Below are 17,160 nucleotides of genomic sequence, written 5' to 3'. Positions count from 1 at the left end.
TCGGTGGCACGCCGGAGAGGCGGTGGTGCGTCCACTCCGACGCTCGGTACGGCCTCGGCCGCGACCGGCCCGGTGGGGCCGTGCGCGATCGATGTCGTGGCCGCGAAGTCTATTCAGGCCTGACGTGTCTTACTTCACGGTGTGATGTGCGCCTCGCAACGACGTGCTGTTTCGTTATCGAGTGATCGATCCAGTTAGGACTTGATCACCCGATCGGACACACTTCTACGTGGACCGAACGGGTGACTTCGTGTATCGCGTGTCGCAGCAGAACCCGTCCGGCGTGTCGCGGCCCCGGATTCCCGCGCGGACGCCGCCGCGCGAGCGCCTCGGCCGCGCCCGGAGGTCACCTCACACCCGAACCGGCCGCGCACCGGGCCGCGACGGCGCGCTGGCCGGCGAGTCCACCCGAACGAGATCACCGGACCGCCGGACGGGCTCGACTCCGAGCGCGTGCGGTGCGGGAACAGCGCTGTGCGACGCTCGACCACGTGAACTCGGCACACCGGAAGGCGGGCAGGCCCGGCAGCGGCAAGCGGCTGCTGGACCGAGTGCTGGCAGGCACGTCCGCCGAGGAATCACCGCTGCGGCACGTCGAGCAGCTCGCCGACCGCCCCGCGGAGCACGCGGACTGGCCGAGCTGGGCGCCCGAACCGCTGATCGAGGCGCTGCGCGCTCGCGGCGCCGAACGCCCCTGGAGCCACCAGGCCGAAGGCGCCGAAGCCGCGCGGTCCGGCGAGCACCTCGTCGTGGCGACCGGCACCGCCTCCGGGAAGTCGATGGTCTACCAGCTGCCGGTGCTGACCCGGCTGCTCACCGACGCCCGGGCCACCGCGCTGTACCTGTCCCCGACCAAAGCGCTCGGCGCCGACCAGCTCCGGTCCACCGCCGAACTGGGCCTCGACGGGATCCGCGCCGCCGCCTACGACGGGGACACCCCGTTCGTCGAGCGGGACTGGGTGCGCGCGCACGGCCGGTGGGTGTTCACCAACCCGGACATGCTGCACCACGGCGTGCTCGCCCAGCACTCCCGCTGGGCGCGGTTCTTCCGGAACCTGTCCTACGTGGTCGTCGACGAATGCCACACCTACCGGGGCGTGTTCGGTTCGCACGTGGCGCTGCTGCTGCGGCGGCTGCGGCGGATCGCGCGGTACTACGGCGCGGAGCCGGTGTTCGTGCTCGCCTCGGCGACGGTGGCGGACCCGGCCTCGCTGGGCGAGCGGCTGATCGGCGCCGAGTGCCGGGCCGTCACCGCGGACGGTTCGCCCCGCGGCGCCCGCACCGTCGTGCTGTGGGAACCACCGCTGCTGGAGGACGTCTCCGGGGAGAACGACGCGCCGGTGCGCCGCTCCGCCGGGACGGAGGCCGCGCGCATCCTCACCGAACTCGTCGTCGAAGGCGCCCGCACGCTCGCGTTCATCCGGTCCCGGCGCGGCACCGAGCTCGCCGCGCTGAGCGCACGCCGCGCGCTGTCCGAAGTGGACGATTCGCTGGTGGACAAGGTCGCCGCCTACCGCGGTGGTTACCTGCCGGAGGACCGCCGGAAGCTGGAACGCGCGCTGCTGAGCGGGGAACTGCTCGCCGTCGCCGCCACCAACGCGCTGGAGCTCGGCGTGGACATCGCGGGCCTGGACGCGGTCGTCGTCGCCGGATTCCCCGGCACGCTCGCCTCGTTCTGGCAGCAGGCCGGGCGAGCCGGGCGCGACGGGGACGACGCGCTGGTCATCTTCGTCGCCCGGGACGACCCGCTGGACACCTACCTGGTGCACCACCCGCCCGCCGTGCTGGACCGGCCGGTGGAGTCGACGGTGCTGGACCCGGCGAACCCCTACGTGCTCGAACCGCACCTGGCCTGCGCGGCGGCCGAGTTACCGCTGGACGAAGCGGCGTTCGAGATCTTCGGCGGTGCCCCCGCACGTGTTGCGACCGAAGCGCTCACCGAGGCCGGGGTGCTGCGCAAGCGGCCGCGCGGCTGGTACTGGACCGAGCGCGAACGCCCGCACCGGGAGGTGGAGCTGCGCGGTTCCGGCGGGCAGCAGATCGCCGTCGTCGAAGGGGACTCCGGGCGGATGCTCGGCACCGTGGACCCGGATTCGGCCTGCGCCTCGGTGCACCCCGGCGCGGTCTACCTGCACCAGGGCCAGTCGTTCGTGGTGGACGAGCTGGACCTGGACGGCGGCATCGCGCTGGTGCACTCGGAGAACCCGGAGTGGAGCACCTCGCCGCGCGACGTCGTGGACATCTCGGTGCTCGCCACGGTGGAGGAACGGCACCCCGCACCGGGGATCACCGTGTGCCTCGGGGACGTGGAGGTCACCTCGCAGGTCGTCGGCTACCTGCGGACCCTGCCCTCCGGCGAGGTGCTCGACCAGGTGCCGCTGGACCTGCCCGCGCACAAGCTGGTCACCCGCGCCGTCTGGTACACGATCTCCGATGAGCTGCTGACCGACAGCGCGCCGGGGGGCGCCGGGCTGGACCCGGCGCGCATCCCCGGCGCGCTGCACGCCGCCGAGCACGCGGCGATCGGCTTGCTCCCGCTGTTCGCGACCTGCGACCGGTGGGACATCGGTGGTGTCTCCACTGCCCTGCACGAACACACTGGTCGGGCCACGGTGTTCGTGCACGACGGTCACCCCGGGGGAGCCGGCTTCGCCGACCGCGGCTTCGCCGCGTTGTTCCCCTGGTTGGCCGCGACGCGGGAGGCGATCGTCTCCTGCGACTGCCCGGCGGGTTGCCCGTCCTGCGTTCAATCGCCGAAGTGCGGGAACGGCAATGAACCACTGGACAAGGCGGGGGCGGTGGCTGTTCTCGACGTGCTCTCGACCGCGCACGGGGGAGGCGCCGGGCAGGGCTAGGGCCTACGGCGGATCGGGTGGGCGAGGGGGTTCGCCGGTCCCCCTCGTCCCCGCCGTCGGTCCCCATCGGGGGTGCCCTGCTGGACGGGTCGGGCGTCCAGTGCCCTGGCGACTCTGGTTCGCGGTCGAAGCGGGCTAGTTGCCCGCGACGACGAGTTCGGCCACGTCTTGGACGGCGTCGGCACCGATGCGCAGGGCGTCACCGATGATCTCGGGGGACGGCAACCGCCACCCGCAGACCTCCGGCTTGACCCGCCAGTGCACGACTCCGTGGTGGAAGGTGCTCGGGGGAACCGGCAGCCAGCTGCCGGTGCTGTGCCTGCGGACCGCTCCGGCCGCGACCAGCTCGGGGCACGCCGCGGTGGTCGAGCCGCCTGCGGCGAGGAAGTACCAGCGGGCGTCCGGGGTCGCCACGATCGGGACCGGGACGCCCAGCGAGCGCAGCGCCCGTGCGGTGCGCCTGCCCAGTTCGGCTCCGGTCTCCAACGCCTCGACCTGGTCACCGGTGGCGACGAGCAGGCTGTACGGCTGCTCGGACCACCACTGGGCGACCTGGGCGACGCCGGCACCGAGCCGGTCCTGCCAGTCCGCGTGCACGGGAACGGGGTGCGCGACACCCGCCGGGGGTGCGGCGTCGGAACCGGACCAGACGCGGGCGCCCGCCTCGGAACCGACCGGGAAGGTGCCGGGCAGCACCGACCAGCCGCGGGATGCCAGCTCGATGGCCTGCACCCGGAGCTCGATCCGGAAGGCACCTGCCCATCCGGTGACACTGGCCTCCACGGCGGCACCGGCTCCTCCGGGAGCGTTCGCTCCGGAAGCGCTGGGCCCCCTGTCCGCTGACCAGTCCATTACTTCTCCTCACTTGACCGTGGCGGATGCCTTCGCACCGGTGTGGTCGCTGCCCCGCGACCCGTCACCTGAGACCGACCACGATGTCGGGATCTCCTGCTCGCTTCCGCTCCATCAATCAACGTCATCCCACCCGGGCTCGTACACCCCCCATGTCGACGACCGGTCGCTCAGCGGCGACGAGCGTCGGGTCGCCGGGAGGGGCGCTGATATGCCGGAGTGTCGGTCCGCGGCCGCGTGATCGCGCTCACCGGTCGTTCAGCCGGGGCGCGGGACCGCTCAGCGCGGGCCGTCCTGCGGCGAACGGGTGACGGGGCCGGCCCTCGCACGCCCCGTGACCTGCGGTGGCAGCGCGCCGAGGGCGATCGGGACGCGGACTTCGACCACGACCCGCGCGTCGGGTCCCACCAGTTCGCAGTCGAGGAGCCGCGTCCGGGCCTCCGCCGCGACCTCGCGCGCCGCGGTGCAGGCGGGTGCACCGCCCTGCTGCGCCCGGGACGCGGCTGCGAGCGCCGCCAGGTCCGCGGCGCCGTCCGCGCGGTGCCGGGCCAGCATGACCGATCCGAGCACCATGCCGAAACCCACGATCGTGATCGTGCTGAGGATCAGGGCCGCGGCGAGCACGGTGGCGACGCCGCGGTCGGGGGGATCCGCTCGTGCGTCGGGCCTGTTGTTCGCTTCGGGTCCGTCTCCGTTCTGCTCGTCGCCGTTCTGCCGGTCGTCGGTGCGGGGGTTGTCGGTGCGGGGGTCGCGGTGGGCGGGCGCGCTCGGCGGCGCGCCCGCCCGGTGCGCGCTCATGCGGCCGGTACCGGGGTGGGCACCGTCCGGTCTGGGCCGGCGGCGTGGTCCGATGCGCCCGCGGTGGTGCCCACGCCGGGTGGCGCCGAATTCGGTGGTGGTGGCTCCAGTGGCCGGTCCGGTGGCAGCACGCCCGTCGAGTCCTGCTGCCGCCCCGGTCCCGCGACCTCCGGTGCTCCCGCCTCGGGTTCGAGCGCGGCGACGGCCCGGCTGCTGCGCCAGCGCTGCGGCAGCAGACCTGCTCCGGACGGGGCGGTGACCTCCGCGGCGACGAAGCCGGGTTCCGTGGTGAGCACCAGTTCGGCCCCCGGCGGAGCCGACCGGGCCACCGCGGCGCGGGCGCCGTCGTGATCGCCGCGCGCTGCGAGCCGGGCCGCGTCGACCGCGGCCGCGGTGCAGCGGAGCTGACCGAGCAGCACGCCGATCGCGGCCAGCACCAGCAGGAACACCGCCAGCACCGAACCGATGCCGATGGCCGCTTCGACGGTCACCGCACCGCGGTCCCCCTGGGCCGGTGGGACCTGGGCCGGTGGGACCTGGGTCGCTGAGTCCTGGGCCGCTGAGTCCTGGCCCGGGCGCATCCGGCTCCGCCCGGTGGAGCGCCGGACGCGCAGCACCCGCACCCCGCTCCTGCGGCGCGCGGCGGCCGGGGCGGTCACCCGACACCGTCCTGCAAGGCGCGCTCGATCAGCGAGGTCAGCCCGTCGACCACCGATCCACCGGTCACCACCGTGTAGAGCACCCCGGCCAACGCCGCGGCGGCGATCGTGCCGATGGCGTACTCGGCGGTGCTCATCCCGCCGTCGCCGCGGAACAGGGCGCGACATCGCCGCCGGATTCGCCGCCGGGCGGTCGGCACCCGGTGCGGTCCGCCGTCGATCGCCCGCACCGCGCAGTCGGATCGAATCGTCATCGCCTTCTCCTCCCAGTCGCCGGTCGTTCGACCGGTCCGCGTCATCGACTTCCGTTCGCCGGGCGCGCGCCGCCCGAATTTCAATTCCACTGTGGACAATCGGCGGGTTCCGGACTCCGCCGTCAGGGCAGCGGCAGGCGCTGCGCCATGCCCACCACCACCGGGAGCACACCCAGGCACAGGAACGCGGGCAGGAAGCACAGCCCGAGCGGAGCGGCCACCCACACCGCCGCTCGCTGCGCCCGCGCCTGCGCACGGTCTGCCAGCGCCGCGCGGGATTCGGCCGCCAGCTCTGCTGCGACCTCGGCCAGCGCGCTCCCGGTGCGGGCCGTGCGCCGGGCCGCCCGCGCCAGCTCGGCGGTGCCCGGATCGCGCAGCGCGGGTTCCCAGGCGGCGACCGGATCGGCGCCGAGCTCGAGCAGTCCCGCCACCTCGCGCAACGTGTCCCCGGCCGTGCCGGTGAGCTCGGCGGCAATCGCGCGCACCAGGACCACCGGCGGCAGTCCCGCCCGCATTCCGGCCGCGAACAGGTCCCAGCCCGCGGCCAGCGCCAGCGGATCCACCGGCCGCACCCGAGCCCGCCCCTCCCGGCGCCGGAACCACCAGCAGCCCACCGCAGCGAGCAGCAGCGCCGCCACGGGGCCGGCGAGCAGCGCACCGAGCACGCCGCCCGCCGCGATCGCGAGCACCGGCCGCTTGGCGCGGCACCACTCGGCCACGACGGCGGACCGCCCCGGGCCAGTGGTCGCGGGTAGCAGCCGGGCCGGGCCGGGCCGGACGGCACCACCAGCAGTCCCAGCCCGGCGAGCGCGGCTGCCCACGCGGCACCGAGCCCGGCGGCACCCGCCAGCGGCCAGGTGAGCCCCGCGGCGCTGCTGAGATAGGCGGCGCTGGTGAGAATCATGTCCGCACCACCGATTCGGTCAGCCGCACGGTCCACACCACGCCCGCGCACAGCAGCGCCACTCCCCCGACCAGCAATGACTGACCGAGGAACCCGTGCGCCAGCACGGCGAGCGGCGCCGCGCCGGACACCTGGCCCAGCACCAGGCCGAGCACCGGCAAGGCGGCGAGCACCGCCGCCGTCGACCGCGGACCGGCGAGCTTCGCGTCCACGTCTCTGGCGAACGCCACCCGGTGCTCCAGATCGCGACGCACCGCGTCCAACGGCTCCGCGAGCGCGACCCCGTGCCGGTCGGCCAACGCCCAGGCCCGGCCGGCGCGCGCCAACGGGTCCTCCCGCGCTGGAACGGCGCCGGCTTCGGAAGGCTCGGCGGCGGCCAGCAGCACCGCGGCCGGATCTCCACCGAGCCGCGCGGTCGCGGCGAGATCGCGGAAGATCCGCGCCACCACCGGGTCCGACTCCGCGGCGGCGCCCTCGGCGGCCGCGGCCGGGTGGGCTCCGGCGCGCAGCTCGGCGACGAGCAGCCGGAGCGCGGAGACGAGCGCGGCCGACCGGGCGGTGCGCCGCCGGTCCGCACCGCGTCCTCGCCACCACCAGAGCCCCAGCGCGGCGAGCGCTCCGGAGGCGAGCAGACCGCCGATCCCGGCGACCGCCGTGCCGAACAGGACCCCGCCCAGCACCAGCGCCGGGATCACGCCGACCGACCGGGTGCCGCGGCGCACCGGCACCGGCCGCACCGCGGCGATCCGGCCCCGAGCGCGAACGTTCGGCCAGGTGAGCAAGGCCGTCGCGGCCAGCAACGAGCTCAGCACGGCAGCTCACCTCCGCGCGCCCGCAGCAGCGCGAGCAGGTCCGCCCTGCCCTCGCCCCAGCCGGTGTCGCGGTCCCAGGCGGGCACGACCCGCACCAGGTCGTGCCCGCGGCGCAGCACTCCGATCGCGGCCAGGTACCTGCCGCCGCCGGTGGCGCGCCGGACGTGCAGGACGACCTGGACGGCCGCCGCGAGCTGGCTGTGCAGCGCCTGCCGGGACAACCCGCCGAGCGCGGCGAGCGCCTCCAGCCGGGCGGGCACCTCGGCGGGCGAGTTCGCGTGCACCGTTCCGCCGCCCCCGTCGTGACCGGTGTTCAACGCGGCCAGCAGCCCGCAGACCTCCGCGCCGCGCACTTCGCCGACGATCAACCGGTCCGGCCGCATCCGCAGCGCCTGGCGCACCAGGTCGCGGACCCGGATCTCCCCCGCGCCCTCCACGTTCGCCGGCCGGGTCAGCAGCCGGACGACGTGCGGGTGCTCGGGGCGCAGCTCGCCCGCCTCCTCCACGCAGACGATCCGCTCGGTCGGGTGCACCTCGCCGAGCAGCGCGGCCAGCAGGGTCGTCTTGCCCGCGCCGGTGCCGCCGGTGACCAGGAACGCCAGCCGGTGCCGGACGATCTCCCGGAGCACCGCTGCGCACTCCTCGTCGAAGGTGCCGAGGCGCCGCAGCGCACCCACGTCGTGCGAGGCGGGTCGCAGCACCCGCAGGGACAGGCAGGTGCCGTCCGCGGCGATCGGCGGCAGCACCGCGTGCAGCCGCACCGCCTCTCCCGCTTCCGCACCGGGCAACCACGCGTCGACCCACGGCTGGGCCTCGTCGAGCCGTCGGCCGGTCGCGACCGCGAGCCGCTGGGCGAGCCGCCGCACCCCGTCGTCGTCGGGGAAGGTGACCGAGCAGCGGTGCAGGCCGTCGCCCCGGTCCACCCACACCTGGTCGGGAGCGGTGACCAGCACATCGGTGACCCGCGGGTCGCGCAGCAGCGGTTCGAGCACTCCGGCGCCGAGGAACTCCTGCTGCAGCGCGCGCAGCGCGGCGAGCAGGTCGGCGTCGGCGACCAGTCCGCCGGACTCCTCGCGGACGGCCGCGGCCACCGCGGACGGGTTCAGCGGCGCGCCGCTGCCCGCGAGCCTGCGGCGCACCCGGTCGATCAGCTCGGCGTGCACGACGTCACCACCCGTCCGGCCGCGAGTTCGTCCAGGACGCGGAGGACTTCGCCGGTGGTCCGGGCGATCGGTCCGCGGCTGCCCGCCCGGGTGGCGCACAGGCCGCCGCGGTCCACGGCGGCGGCGAGCGCCGGCTGGGTCCGCAGCACCGCGAGCACGTCGACGCCCACCGCTCGTTCGACGTCCTCGACGCGCAGCCCGCCGGGCGCGGGGCCGCGCACGACCGCCAGCACCGGTCCGGCGGCGTGCTCGCGCGCCTGCTCGGCGGTGCTCGCCGCGGAGGCGCAGCCGCGCACTTCGGCCGGGACCACCAACACCACCAGGTCGGCGCGCCGCAACACTGCCGCGGCGGGTTCGGTGGGCGTCCGCGGCAGGTCGCAGACCACCGTCTCCCCCGCGCGTCGTCCGGCGTCGAGCACCGCGCGCACCGAGGGCGCGGTGGGCCCGTTCGCCGGGCCGCCGCGATCGCAGGACAGCACGGTGAGCCTGCCCCGGCCGAGGCGGCGACCGGGCAGGGCCGCGCGCAGCGCACCGGCGGGGATCCGGCCGTCGCCGACCGACAGCCCGGACCAGCGCAGTCCGGAGCTGGCTTCCACCCCCGCGGTCAGGTCCAGCCCGCCGCCGGACGGGTCGCAGTCCAGCAGCAGCGCTCCGGCTCCGCGCCGGGCGGCGGTCACCGCGGTGGCGGCGGCCAGGGTGGACGCCCCGGCACCGCCCGCGCCGCCGAGCACGGCGAGCACCTGCCCCCGGCCCGGGGACGCGCGGGCGCCGTCGGCGGCGTCGGTGAGCAGTTCGACGAGCCGGAACTCCTCGGCGGGCAGCCCGAGCAGCGCCTCCGCGCCGACCTCGAACGCCGGTCGCCAGAGCGGCTCCACGCCGCCCCTCGTCAGCACCACCACTCCTGGTCGGCGCGGGAGCTCCGCGAGCAGGGCCTCGGCGGCGGCCGGGCCGTCCAACAGGACGAGCGCCGCGTCCCGCCAGCGGTCGCCGGGGGCGGTCCCGCGCTCGTGCCGCCGCAGTTCGCAACCCGCGACGGCGGCGAGGCGGGCGACGTCCTCGGCGAGCGCTTCGTCGGCGGTGATGAGCAGCGGCGTGGTGGTCGTGGACATGCGCGGTCCCCGTTCGATTCCGGATGGTCGCGGGTGTCCGAGGTGGTTCCGGCCGTTTTCCCGCTCGTCATCAACGGTGACCGAGCGGGCACCCTGCGTCGATCCCCAATTCGCAAATCTGTGGATGAATCGAAGGCCTGTGGATAACCCGCCACCCGGTTCAGCGCACCCGGAGGTCAGAAGTTGCCGAAACCGAACCCGTGGTCAGCGAAAACCGAACATCCGCACCACCCGGACAATGCCCCGCGGAACCGGTGGAGAACTCGGCGGACCCCATCAGAGATCATCTCGGCGGCGCGGGGAAAGACGCGCGGACCCGACCGCGGGAACAATGGAAAGAGCGACCCGGTGGCACCGCTGCGAGGAAAGCCGTCGGCGGGCGAACCGCCCGGCGGAAATGGGACGACCCCCGTCAGGGGGGAGGGACGGGGGTCGTCGAGAGTTCAGCTCCGGGGGGTCGAGCTGAACCCGTCCGGGGCTCCCGGACCCCCCAACTGTAGCGCCCCGCGCCCCTCACACGCGCCCCGTCCATTAGGAGGAACGTCGGCCGCCGCACGCACCCCCGAAAACTCAGCGTGCAGTGCATCCCGGGCGCGCGCACGCCTGGCGCCACCCGTCCGCGAGCCCCTTCGACACCGTCGGTGACTGGTGCGATCGGCGGAACGCGCGGCCGTCCGGACATCCCCGATGTTTCGTATGCTGTGCGTCGTGACAGCGCCCGCGAACCCACCGGCCGCCACCGAGCCTCGGGCGGCCGCATTCTTCGACCTGGACAAAACGGTCATCGCCAAATCGAGCACGCTCGCATTCAGCAGACCGTTCTTCCAAGAAGGTCTGATCAACCGCAGGGCGGTCCTCAAAAGCGCCTACGCGCAATTCGTGTTCATGCTGGCCGGCGCCGACGCCGATCAGATGGACCGGATGCGCGCGCACATCACCTCGCTGTGCGCCGGGTGGGATGTCGAGCAGGTCAACGCGATCGTCGAGGAAACCCTGCACGACATCGTGGACCCGCTGGTCTACAAGGAGGCCACCCAGCTGATCGCGGAGCACAAAGAGCAGGGCCACGACATCGTGGTGCTCTCCGCTTCCGGGCAAGAAGTCGTGGCTCCGATCGCCGCGCTGCTCGGGGCGACGCATTCCGCGGGCACCCGGATGGTGGTCTCCGAAGGCAGGTACACGGGTGATGTCGAGTTCTACTGCTCGGCGGAGAACAAGGCCGCCGCGGCCCGCGAGCTCGCCGAGTTGCACGGCTACGACCTGGCCGCCAGCCACGCCTACTCGGACTCGGTGACCGACCTGCCGCTGCTGGAGGTCGTCGGCCACCCGACCGCCGTCAACCCGGACCGCGGGCTGCGCAAGCACGCCGCGCAGCGCGGCTGGCCCTCGCTGGCGTTCGAGCAGCCGGTCTCGTTGCGCGCCCGGTTCCCCACCCCGTCCCGGGCCGCGGTGACCGCCGCCGGCGTGGGCGTGGGAGCGGTGGCCGCCGCCGGTGCCGCCTGGTGGGGGTTGCGCCGCCTGCGCCGGGGCCGCTGATCCACCGGCGCGGAACGACCACGTGCGAGGGATTGCCGCGAGCCGGGCGCGGGGCTACAAAGGAGGTGCGGACTCCGGTTCGGCCAGGGACGGCGCGGAGGAGAAGCACCGTCCACCCCGCCCGGGCTCCGTGCGTGAGGACGGAGCACCCACGCGCTGCCGCCACGTGAGGCCGGTCGTCAAACGGGGTTGCGTACCGGGACGCCGGACGCCTAGCCCGGAAGTTACGACATTCGTGCACGCTTGGTAACCCGTCCGCACACGCGAAAGGCGGCGCTCGTCCAGGCGGGCGCCGCCGTTTCACGTGCTGAGGCCGCGTCGCCTCGCCCGCCCGGCGCCCGGGCCTCGATCCGGACCGTCCCCGACGGATCTCGCCCGCCGGACCGCCGCCCCGAACCGCACCCGCCACCTCCGCTCCGGACCGCATCCGCCGGTCCGCGAGCTCCGGGCCACGCCCGGCGGGCCGACCGCGCGCGGCCTCCGGCCACCGCAGCGCACCGCACCCGGCGTGTCGGCCGCACCCGGATGCGCTGATCAGGGCGTTTCCCGCTGATCAGCACCGGATGACGTTGACCGGACACGGGCACGTGGGTAGCTTCCGAATTCCACCCGCGCGGTGGTGAACGACTTTCCGCCCCGCCCGCCGACCCCGACCCGGCGCCCCGCCGCGGGACCGTGGGCACAGCCCCAGGAGGTCCTCGTGGGCTCGACACGCTCCCACCGGCTCACCGCGGCCATCGCAGGCGCCGTGGCGGTGCTCGCCGTGGGCGGTGGCCTGTCCGCCGCGGGCGCGCAGGAACCCCCGCCACCACCGGTGCACAGCCCCGTCGACCCGTCCGTCCAGGCGAAGGTGCGCAGCATGACGCTGGAGGAGAAGGTCGGCCAGCTCTTCGTGACCTACGCCTACGGGCGCACCGCCGACACCCCGAACCCGAAGAACCGGGCGGAGTTCGGCGTGGACACCCCGGCGCAGGTCGTGCAGCGCTACCACCTGGGCGGACTGATCCACTTCACCTGGACCGACAGCCTCTACGACCCGCACCAGATCGCGGAGCTGTCCAACGGGGTTCAGCAGGCCGCGGTGTCCTCCGGAGCCGGGGTGCCGCTGCTGATCTCCACCGACCAGGAGCAGGGGCAGATCACCCGGATCGGCGAGCCGGTGACGCAGCTGCCCGGCAACATGGCGCTCGGCGCGGGCCGCAGCCCGGAGGGCGCCGAGACCTCCGCCCGGATCACCGGCGAAGAGCTGCGCGCGATGGGCCTGAACCAGAACTTCGCGCCCAGCGGGGACGTCAACGTGAACCCGGCGAACCCGGTGATCGGGGTCCGCTCGTTCTCCTCCGACCCGGCGCTGGCCGCGCAGCTGTCCGCCGCGGCGGTGCACGGCTATCAGGACGACGCGAACGTGGCCGCGGCGACCAAGCACTTCCCCGGGCACGGCGACACCAACCAGGACAGCCACACCGACCTGCCGGTCATCGAGCACACCCGCGAGCAGTGGGAGCAGCTGGACGCGCCCCCGTTCCGGGAGGCGATCGCGGCGGGCACCGACGCGGTGATGAGCGCGCACATCGTGGTCCCGAAGCTGGACGACTCGGGCGAGCCGTCGACGTTGTCGCCGACGGTGCTCACCGGGATGCTGCGCGACGAGCTCGGCTACCGCGGCGTGATCGTCACCGACTCGCTGCAGATGGAGGGGGTGCGGGCGAAGCACTCGGACGCGGAGATCCCGGTGCTCGCGCTGCAGGCGGGCGCCGATCAGCTGCTGATGCCGCAGAACCTGCAGGTCGCGATCGACGGCGTGCTGGGCGCGGTCCGCTCCGGAACGCTCACCGAGGAGCGCATCGACGCCAGCGTCGAGCGGATCCTGGAGATGAAGCGCAAGCGCGGAGTGCTCGACTCGCCGTTCGTCGACCCGGCGAAGGTGGACCAGGTCGTCGGCAGCGCCGAGCACCGCGAGCAGGCGCAGCGGCTCACCGACCGCACCACGACGGTGCTGCGCGACGACGCGCGCGAGCTGCCGCTGCGCGACCCCGGCCGGGTGCTGGTCACCGGCGCCGGGGACGAGGCGACGGCCGCGCTGGCGGAGCGGTTCCGCGCCCGCGGCCGGGAAGCCGACTCGCTGCCGACCGGCCTGACGCCGAACGGCGGGCAGGTCCAGCAGGCGGTGGCCGCGGCACGCGCGCACGACACGGTGGTGGTGCTGACCAACGCGGCTTGGAGCGAGACGAACGCGGCGCAGCGCGACCTGGTGCGGGCGTTGCAGGACTCCGGCGTGCGGGTGGTCGCGGCGGCGGTGCGGGACCCGTACGACGCGGCGCACGTCGAGGAGGTGCCGACCTGGTTGGCGACGTACTCGGACAAGCCGGTGGCGATGGAGTCGCTGGCGCGGGTGCTGCTCGGGGAGAACTCCCCCACCGGGAAGCTGCCGGTGCCGGTGCCCACCGCGGACGGCGCGGGCGAGCGGTTCCCGTTCGGCCACGGATTGAGCTGGTGACGCGATGCCGTTGAGCAGACGGGGATTCCTGGTCTCGACCGCGGTCTCCGCACCGCTGCTGGGGGCGAGCGCCGCCTGCGCCGCGGGCCAGGACGGGCCGGTGTCCGGGCCGCTGCGCACCGGCGCGGACGTGCTCGCCGCCGAGGGCTGGCAGCGGCTCGCGGACGGCCGGATCGGCGTGATCACCAACCCGACCGGGGTGCTCGCATCGCTGGAGCACGTGGTGGACGCGATGCACGCGAGCGGCGCGGTGGACATCGCCGCGGTGTTCGGCCCGGAGCACGGCTTCCGCGGCACCTCGCAGGCCGGTGGTTCGGAAGGCGACGTCCGCGATCCGCGCACCGGACTGCCGGTGTACGACGCCTACGGCGCCGACGTGGCGAAGCTGGCCGCCATGTTCCGCGAGGCCCGGGTGGAGCGGGTGGTGTTCGACATCGCGGACGTGGGCGCCCGCTTCTACACCTACATCTGGACGATGTACCAGGCGATGCAGGCGGCCGCGCAGGTCGACGCGGAGTTCGTGGTGCTGGACCAGCCGAACCCGATCGGGGGCCGCCGGGTCGAGGGACCGGTGCTGGACCAGCGGTTCAGCTCCGGGGTCGGGTTGCTGCCGATCGCCCTGCAGCACGGCATGACGATCGGCGAGCTGGCGCGGCTGTTCGACGCCGAGCACTCGAACCCCCAGCTGGGCGACCGGCTGTCGGTGGTGCGGGTGGAGGGTTGGCAGGGCCGCGGCGCGGAGTCAGCGGTGCCGTGGGTGCCGCCGAGCCCGAACATGCCGACGCCGGACACCGCGATGGTCTACCCGGGGACCGGCCTGTTCGAGGGCACGGTGCTGTCCGAAGGCCGCGGCACCACCCGCCCGTTCGAGATCATCGGCGCGCCCGGCGTGGACTGGCGGTGGGCGGAGGAGCTGAACGCGGCCGGGCTCGGCGGCGTGCGCTTCCGGGAGACCTACTTCGTGCCCACGTTCTCCAAGCACGCCGAGCAGACCTGCGGCGGCGTGCAGCTGCACCGGGACGGCGATGTGGACCCGGTGCGGGTGGCGATCGCGATGCTCGTCTCGGCGAAGCGGCTGTACCCGCAGGTGTTCGGCTGGCGGCCGGACGGCATGTTCGACAAGTTGGCCGGTACGGACCGGGTCCGCGGCATGATCGACGCGGGTGCCGGGGTGGACGAGATCACCGGTTCGTGGCGCGCGGAGCTCACCGGGTTTCGGCGCTCGCGGGAGCGGTTCCTGCTGTACCGGTGAGGCCCGGGTCGTTCGAGCGAGGGTGAGGTCGTGATGCGCAGAGCGCTGGTGGCGCTGGTCCTGACGTCGATCACCGTGGCCACCGCGGGTCCCGCGTGCGCCTCGCCGGACGCGGCGGGCGGCCGCTTCGACCGGCCGCAGCAGGGCTTCGCGCCCGCGGACACGGTGCTGCGGCCGGGCACCCCGCAGGAGGCGGGCCTGGACCCGGCGCCGATCGACGCGGCGCTGCAGCGGATCGCGGCCTGGACCGAGGTGGTGCCGGGCAGGCAGCACCCGATGTACGCGGGGGCGGTGGCGCTGCTCGCGCACGACGGCGTGGTGGTCCGGCAGGACGCGTTCGGCCACGAGGTGCGCTACGCGGACGGGAAGGGCACCGAGCTGCCGCCGCGGGAGCAGGACCCGATGCGGCCGGACACGATCTTCGACGTCGCGTCGATCACGAAGCTGTTCACCTCGATCGCCGCGCTGCAGCAGGTCGAGGACGGCTCGGTGGAGCTGGACGCGCCGGTCGCCCGGTACCTGCCGGAGTTCGGCGTGCACGGCAAGGAGTCGATCACCGTGCGCCAGCTGCTCACGCACACCTCGGGGCTGCAGGCCGAGGTGAAGCTGTGGAAGCTGCCGCCGCAGGAGCGGATTCCGCACGTCATGGGCCTGACGCCGGAACACCCGCCGGGGTCCGGCTACGAGTACTCCGACCCGAACATGATCACGCTGGGCGTGCTGGTGTCCCGCGTCGCGGACGAGCCGCTGGACCAGGTGGTGCGGCAGCGGATCACCGAGCCGCTGGGCATGACCGACACCGGCTACAACCCGCCGCCGCAGGAGCTGCACCGCATCGCGGCCACCGAGTTCCAGGCCGATCCGCCGCGCGGCATGGTGCGCGGCCAGGTGCACGACGAGAACGCCTGGTCGCTGGGCGGGGTCGCCGGGGAGGCCGGGATCTTCTCCACCGCGCACGACCTGGCGGTGCTGGGGCAGGCGCTGCTCAACGGCGGCAGCTACCGCGGGGCCGAGGTGCTGGACGAGGACTCGGTGGAGCAGATGCTCACCGACTTCAACGGCGGCTTCCCGGGGAACTCGCACGGGCTCGGCTTCGAGCTGGACCAGCGCTGGTACATGGCCGGGCTGAGCGGGCCGGGGTCGGCGGGGCACACCGGCTACACGGGCACCTCGCTCGTGCTGGACCCGGTGTCGCGGTCGGTGGTGGTGCTGCTGACGAACCGGGTGCACCCGTCCCGCGACTGGGGGTCCAACAACGAGGCGAGGCAGGTGCTCGCGCAGGGCATGGCGGAATCGCTGGCGGTGCGCCCGGAGCACGGTTCGCGGGAGTGGTCGGCGCCCGCCGCGCGGCCCGCGACGCTGACCACCCGGGAGCTCGGGCCGGTGGCCGGTCCCGTGCAGGTGTCGTTCGACGCGTTCGTGGACACCCAGCGGGACGCCGACGGGAGTGACCCGCTCGTGGTGGAGTCCAGTTCGGACGGCGGTGCTTCGTGGCGTCCGGTCCAGGTCTCGGCGACCGGGGAGGGTGCGCCGGACGGGCCGCAGCGGGCGCTGGCCGGCTACGGGCACCGCGCCTGGTGGCAGGTGCGGGGCGAGGTCGGCGCGGCGCCGGGGCAGCGGGTGCTGGTGCGCTGGCGCTACGCGCCGGACGAGCAGTACACCGGGCGCGGGGTGCAGCTGGACGGCATCTCCGTCGCGGACCGGGACCGGACCTTGCTGGACGGGGAGCTGGAACCGCAGGGGCTGCACCCGGAGGGCTGGCGGCAGGTGGAGCGCTGAGGGCGGCTGCGCGCCCGGAAGCCGGGCGGCCTCCCGATGGCGGTCTGATCCCGGGAAGCCGGGCGTCCTCCCCGGATCCGGGTGGCGCCGAAGCCCGGTCCGCGCCGGTTCTGCGCGGCACCGGTTCTGCGCGGCGCCGAACCCGACCCGGGCCCGCACCGGACCCGGCCGAAACCTCGATCCCGAAGCCCGCACTGCTCCCGAACGGGTGTACTGCGCCGAGAACCGGAATAGCGCCGGTCCCGGCCGCGTCGTGCCTGATGCCCATCGTCGAGCACCTGGAGGCAGCGCTCATGGCCGCGATCCCGCAGGAACTGGCAGAGATCCTCAGCAAGCGCGCGTTCGCGCACATCGCGACCCTCGGCCCGCGGGGCGAGCCGCAGTCCAGCCCGGTGTGGATCGACTGGGACGGCACGCACCTCAAGTTCAGCCAGACCACCGGCAGGCAGAAGTACCGGAACCTGCAACGGGACCCGCGCATCGCGCTGTCCGCGCACGACCCGGACAACCCGTACCGCTACGTCGAGATTCGCGGCCGCGTCGCCGGGATCGAGCCGGACCCGGACAACGCGTTCATCAACAAGATGGCGAAGAAGTACACCGGTGAGGACGAGTACCAGTGGGGGCAGCCGGGCGACGAGCGGGTGGTGGTGCTCGTCGAACCGGAGCACGTACCGGGGACGTGACCGG

At 74.4% G+C, this 17,160-nt stretch carries 14 protein-coding genes; 6 read left to right on the top strand and 8 right to left on the bottom strand.

Going from position 1 to position 17,160, the window contains the following annotated elements:
• Positions 1 to 491 precede the first annotated feature (491 nt).
• A complete protein-coding gene (locus ABZ805_RS05675) occupies positions 492 to 2,855 on the top strand; it encodes a DEAD/DEAH box helicase (RefSeq protein WP_358434868.1) in 2,364 nt (787 codons plus the stop codon).
• A gap of 135 nt (positions 2,856 to 2,990) precedes the next feature.
• Here the strand turns inward: ABZ805_RS05675 and ABZ805_RS05670 are convergent, their stop codons facing one another.
• The 8 genes from ABZ805_RS05670 to ssd all read right to left on the bottom strand — a co-directional run bounded on the left by ABZ805_RS05670 (position 2,991) and on the right by ssd (position 9,406).
• Positions 2,991 to 3,638: a bifunctional DNA primase/polymerase gene (locus ABZ805_RS05670; RefSeq protein WP_358434866.1), complete on the bottom strand. Its 648-nt coding sequence runs from the start codon at positions 3,636 to 3,638 to the stop codon at positions 2,991 to 2,993.
• A gap of 348 nt (positions 3,639 to 3,986) precedes the next feature.
• Positions 3,987 to 4,505, bottom strand: a complete 519-nt coding sequence (locus ABZ805_RS05665) for an Rv3654c family TadE-like protein (protein WP_358434862.1) — start codon at positions 4,503 to 4,505, stop codon at positions 3,987 to 3,989.
• Positions 4,502 to 4,996 (bottom strand): TadE family type IV pilus minor pilin, encoded by a 495-nt coding sequence (locus tag ABZ805_RS05660; protein ID WP_358434859.1) that lies wholly within the window; start codon positions 4,994 to 4,996, stop codon positions 4,502 to 4,504. Before ABZ805_RS05660 ends, ABZ805_RS05665 begins: the two co-directional genes overlap by 4 nt.
• Before the next feature lie 164 nt (positions 4,997 to 5,160).
• Entirely contained in the window at positions 5,161 to 5,418 is a 258-nt protein-coding gene (locus ABZ805_RS05655; RefSeq protein WP_358434856.1) for a DUF4244 domain-containing protein, read from the bottom strand.
• Positions 5,419 to 5,540: 122 nt separating this feature from the next.
• Positions 5,541 to 6,137: a type II secretion system F family protein gene (locus tag ABZ805_RS05650; RefSeq protein WP_358434853.1), complete on the bottom strand. Its 597-nt coding sequence runs from the start codon at positions 6,135 to 6,137 to the stop codon at positions 5,541 to 5,543.
• Positions 6,138 to 6,318: 181 nt separating this feature from the next.
• Positions 6,319 to 7,134: a type II secretion system F family protein gene (locus ABZ805_RS05645; RefSeq protein ID WP_358434850.1), complete on the bottom strand. Its 816-nt coding sequence runs from the start codon at positions 7,132 to 7,134 to the stop codon at positions 6,319 to 6,321.
• Entirely contained in the window at positions 7,128 to 8,297 is a 1,170-nt protein-coding gene (locus ABZ805_RS05640; RefSeq protein ID WP_358434847.1) for a TadA family conjugal transfer-associated ATPase, read from the bottom strand. The genes ABZ805_RS05645 and ABZ805_RS05640 overlap by 7 nt, the downstream gene beginning before the upstream one ends.
• Positions 8,282 to 9,406, bottom strand: coding sequence for a septum site-determining protein Ssd (gene ssd, locus ABZ805_RS05635; RefSeq protein WP_358434844.1), 1,125 nt, complete (start codon positions 9,404 to 9,406; stop codon positions 8,282 to 8,284). Before ssd ends, ABZ805_RS05640 begins: the two co-directional genes overlap by 16 nt.
• Before the next feature lie 696 nt (positions 9,407 to 10,102).
• Here ssd and ABZ805_RS05630 point away from each other — a divergent pair.
• From ABZ805_RS05630 to ABZ805_RS05610, 5 genes are all read left to right on the top strand, one after another.
• Positions 10,103 to 10,942: an HAD-IB family hydrolase gene (locus ABZ805_RS05630; RefSeq protein WP_358435083.1), complete on the top strand. Its 840-nt coding sequence runs from the start codon at positions 10,103 to 10,105 to the stop codon at positions 10,940 to 10,942.
• 700 nt (positions 10,943 to 11,642) lie between these two features.
• Positions 11,643 to 13,439, top strand: a complete 1,797-nt coding sequence (locus ABZ805_RS05625) for a glycoside hydrolase family 3 N-terminal domain-containing protein (protein WP_358434841.1) — start codon at positions 11,643 to 11,645, stop codon at positions 13,437 to 13,439.
• A gap of 4 nt (positions 13,440 to 13,443) precedes the next feature.
• Entirely contained in the window at positions 13,444 to 14,691 is a 1,248-nt protein-coding gene (locus ABZ805_RS05620) for a DUF1343 domain-containing protein (protein ID WP_358434839.1), read from the top strand.
• Between the two features lie 33 nt (positions 14,692 to 14,724).
• Positions 14,725 to 16,470: a serine hydrolase domain-containing protein gene (locus ABZ805_RS05615; RefSeq protein WP_358434836.1), complete on the top strand. Its 1,746-nt coding sequence runs from the start codon at positions 14,725 to 14,727 to the stop codon at positions 16,468 to 16,470.
• A 260-nt stretch (positions 16,471 to 16,730) separates the two neighbouring features.
• Positions 16,731 to 17,156 (top strand): PPOX class F420-dependent oxidoreductase, encoded by a 426-nt coding sequence (locus ABZ805_RS05610; protein ID WP_358434834.1) that lies wholly within the window; start codon positions 16,731 to 16,733, stop codon positions 17,154 to 17,156.
• Positions 17,157 to 17,160 lie beyond the last annotated feature (4 nt).

This window comes from Saccharopolyspora sp. NPDC047091 (assembly GCF_040643635.1).
Classification (GTDB): domain Bacteria; phylum Actinomycetota; class Actinomycetes; order Mycobacteriales; family Pseudonocardiaceae; genus Saccharopolyspora_C.
Note: the sequence above shows the minus strand (reverse complement) of the source record. Positions and strands in the feature narration are given on the sequence as shown.

Bases quoted from the DNA above. Each gene is read 5' to 3' on its own strand.
- ABZ805_RS05665 (WP_358434862.1), bottom strand. From the start codon at position 4,505: ATGAGCGCGCACCGGGCGGGCGCGCCGCCGAGCGCGCCCGCCCACCGC.
- ABZ805_RS05655 (WP_358434856.1), bottom strand. From the start codon at position 5,418: ATGACGATTCGATCCGACTGCGCGGTGCGGGCGATCGACGGCGGACCG.
- ssd (WP_358434844.1), bottom strand. From the start codon at position 9,406: ATGTCCACGACCACCACGCCGCTGCTCATCACCGCCGACGAAGCGCTC.
- ABZ805_RS05630 (WP_358435083.1), top strand. From the start codon at position 10,103: ATGCTGTGCGTCGTGACAGCGCCCGCGAACCCACCGGCCGCCACCGAG.
- ABZ805_RS05620 (WP_358434839.1), top strand. From the start codon at position 13,444: ATGCCGTTGAGCAGACGGGGATTCCTGGTCTCGACCGCGGTCTCCGCA.
- ABZ805_RS05615 (WP_358434836.1), top strand. From the start codon at position 14,725: ATGCGCAGAGCGCTGGTGGCGCTGGTCCTGACGTCGATCACCGTGGCC.
- ABZ805_RS05610 (WP_358434834.1), top strand. From the start codon at position 16,731: ATGCCCATCGTCGAGCACCTGGAGGCAGCGCTCATGGCCGCGATCCCG.